This window comes from Phytoactinopolyspora endophytica (assembly GCF_004138495.1).
GTDB lineage: Bacteria > Actinomycetota > Actinomycetes > Jiangellales > Jiangellaceae > Phytoactinopolyspora > Phytoactinopolyspora endophytica.
On record NZ_ML142849.1, the window covers coordinates 626373 to 629456 of the forward strand.

At 68.2% G+C, this 3084-nt stretch carries 3 protein-coding genes; all 3 read right to left on the reverse strand.

Going from position 1 to position 3084, the window contains the following annotated elements; all coding sequences use genetic code 11:
* Positions 1–152: 152 nt before the first annotated feature.
* The gene (gene lgt / locus ELR45_RS02735) at positions 153–1445 is read right to left on the reverse strand and encodes a prolipoprotein diacylglyceryl transferase (RefSeq protein WP_240759097.1); all 1293 of its coding nucleotides are present in this window, start codon (positions 1443–1445) and stop codon (positions 153–155) included.
* A 27-nt stretch (positions 1446–1472) separates the two neighbouring features.
* Positions 1473–2318 carry a DsbA family protein gene (locus ELR45_RS02740; RefSeq protein WP_129663198.1) on the reverse strand — a complete coding sequence of 282 codons (846 nt, stop codon included), beginning with the start codon at positions 2316–2318 and terminating at the stop codon, positions 1473–1475.
* A gap of 221 nt (positions 2319–2539) precedes the next feature.
* A partial coding sequence (gene trpA, locus ELR45_RS02745; RefSeq protein ID WP_240759098.1) for a tryptophan synthase subunit alpha occupies positions 2540–3084 on the reverse strand: 545 nt, incomplete at its 5' end.

Sequence of the window (3084 nt, forward strand, 5' to 3'; positions counted from 1 at the left end):
ATCCATCTTGATCAACCCAGCCGGGGTGATCTTGATGCACCGCGCCACTGAGACTGTACAGCATTCACACGGATAGGAGCTATTGGACACACTCCGTTAACCACATCATGCCTGGTCATCGGCGAGGTGGCCGGACCGTGGCCGCTGCCGCCTCACTCCTCGCGCTCGGCACCCTTCTGATGCGACTCGTCGCGCACCAGATCGCCCAGCGAGGCCGTCCCGGGCCGCTCGGTTGCCCTCTTCGCGCCGGCGCCACTCGCCGACGTCCGGGCGCGTCCCGGCGTGTCGTTACCCGACAAGGCCGCATCGTCGCCGGCGATCGTGGCGGGATCGTCATCCGATCCGCCGCCTGAAGCGTCGTCGTCCGGCTCTGCGTCATCGCCCGGGCCCGCGCTATCGCCCGGCTCGCCGTCACCATCCGGGCCCGTGTCGTCGTCCGGGTCCGTGTCGTCGTCCGGGTCCGTGTCGTCGTCCGCGCCCGCGCTATCGCCCGGCTCGCCATCGTCGTTCAGCGCTGCGTCGTCGTCCGGCGCTGCGTCGTCGCTGGATGTGGCCGGGGTGTCCTCGGCATATACCCCGAGCAACGTCTCAGGCGCTTCACGACTGGGAGCACGCCGCGCGGAGACGAAGAACAGGATCACGGCCGCGACGAACACGATGGCGGACACCCACTGGTTGACCCGCAGCCCGAGGATCTCGTTGGCCGGGTCGATACGCAGGTACTCGAAGAGGCTCCGTCCCAGGGTGTACCCCGCGACGTACAGCGCGATCACGCGGCCATGACCGAGTTTGAACCTGTTGTCCGCCCAGATCAGGATGAGCGCGACCACCAACGCCCACAGCGACTCGTACAGGAACGTCGGATGGAACAGCACATCCGGATCGCCCCGGTACTCCTCCGGCCGCTCGGCAGGGGCGATCTCCAGTCCCCATGGCAGGTCCGTCGGGCGGCCGTACAGCTCCTGGTTGAAGTAATTGCCCCAGCGCCCGATCGCCTGCGCGATCAGAATCCCAGGGGCCAGCGCATCTCCCATGGCCAAGAACGGGATCCGGGCGCGGCGGCAGGCGATCCATACCCCCAGGGCGCCCCCGGAGATGGCGCCCCAGATGCCGATCCCGCCCTGCCAGACGTAGAACGCCTCGTACCACTCGTACCGGCTGTCCGCGCCGAAGTAGAGCTGGTTATCGGTGATGACATGGTAGATCCGCGCACCGACGATGCCGAACGGCACGGCCCACAGCGCGATGTCGCCGACGGCGTTGGGCGAGCCACCCCGAGCCACCCAGCGACGACTGCCGATCCAGACGGCGACGATGATGCCGGCCACGATCGCCAGCGCGTAGGCGCGCAGCGGAACCGGCCCGATGTGCCAGACCTCCTGGTCGGGGCTGGGAATCGAGGCTGGCAGCATAGACGGCGCCGTGGCCGGCAAGATCGCGTTCACGAGGAGACAGTATCGGCTTGGCCGGTCTTAGTCATCATCCGCGTCGGTGTCCTCGTCGCTCTGAGCGGCGTCGCCGTCGGCTCCGTCCTCACCGTCGGCTCCGTCCTCGCCGTCGTCCTCCGCGGGCTCGTCGTCGCCGCCCTCTGCCGGCTCCTCGCCGCCCTCGGCCGCAGCCTGCGTCACCGCGGCGGCCAGGTTCTGCGGCGACCAGTCATCCACCTTCGCGCCGTTGACGAAGACGCTGGGAGTGCCGGTGACCTCTTCGACGCCGTTCGCTGCCGCGGTGACCGACGAGGACCAGCTGTCATAGGTGTCGTTGCGGACACAGCTCTCGAAGTCACCGCCGACCCCGATGCTGTCCCCCAGGTCGACCAGCGAGTTGTTGGTCCATTGTTGTGGTTCCGCGAAGAGGGCGTCGTGGAACTCGTCGCCCATGCCCTCGTCAACCGCGCAGGCGTACGCGTTGTTCGCCCGCTGAGAGTTCGTCTGCCCGGTGTACGTGACGGGGTAGTTGATCACGTTGACCTCGCCCGAGTCCACCCACTCGTCGATCTGTTCGCCGTTGAGCTGCTCGAACTCCCGGCAGTGCGGGCACAGGAAGTCGATCCAGCTCTCGATGGTCACCGGCGCGTCCGGGTCACCGACCAGGATGCCGTCGTGCTCGCCCTCGACGGCCGCCGGCACGGTGTCCGCCACGACGTCGTCATCGCCGTCGTCATTGCTGATCACCGCCACGGCGATGATCGCCACCGCAACCAGCACCGCACCAGCGATGCTGAACCGCATGATGCGTTCCTTGGCGCGATCCTTACGCGCCTGCTCCTCGCGCATGGCCTTGACCCGTTCCCGGGCCTCTGCCTTCTTGCTGCTCATCGACTGCCTTTCCGAATGACATCAACCCTGTGGACTCACCGCACGGCGTGTGATGGCCGCCGTGGGCCTCGAAGACCACCGACGACGGTACAACTTCCACCGCGTCCGGGCGAGTTCCATAGGGACAATCACAGATAGGTCACATCCTGGTCGCCGTCCGGCGCGGCCACGACGACCGAGACGTTTGCGAGGAATGACGCATTTCCCTCAAACCGAACCGGTCAGCGTCGCCGTACGCCCGCGGCCAGGTCCGCCGCGAGTTTGGCCGCCGCCCGCGATCCGTCGGCCGGCGAGGTCGCGTCCAGCAGGCAGCGCACGAAGGCGGAACCGACGATCACGCCGTCGGCGAAGGCGGCCACCTGCGCGGCCTGGTCCCCGTTGGAGACGCCGAGTCCCACGGCGACCGGCACCTGAGTTGTCTCGCGGGTGCGAGCCACCAGGTCGGCGGCGGCCTCCCCCACCTCGTCACGGGTACCGGTGACGCCCATCGTGGATGCGGCGTAGACGAAGCCACGGCACGCCTCGGTGGTCAGCGCGATCCGCTCGTCCGTCGACGACGGCGCCACCAGGAACACTGTGTCGAGGTCGTGTGCACGCGCCGCGGGGAGCCACACGTCCGCCTCGTCAGGGATGAGATCGGGTGTGATCGCCCCCGCTCCCCCGGCGGCGGAGAGGTCACGGGCAAAGCGCTCCACACCGTAACGGTCGATCGGGTTCCAGTACGACATCACCAGCGCGGGAGTCCCGGTGGCCGCCACGGCCTCCA

Coding starts and splice junctions, on each gene's coding strand:
- ELR45_RS02740 (WP_129663198.1), bottom strand. CDS start 2,318: ATGAGCAGCAAGAAGGCAGAGGCCCGGGAACGGGTCAAGGCCATGCGC.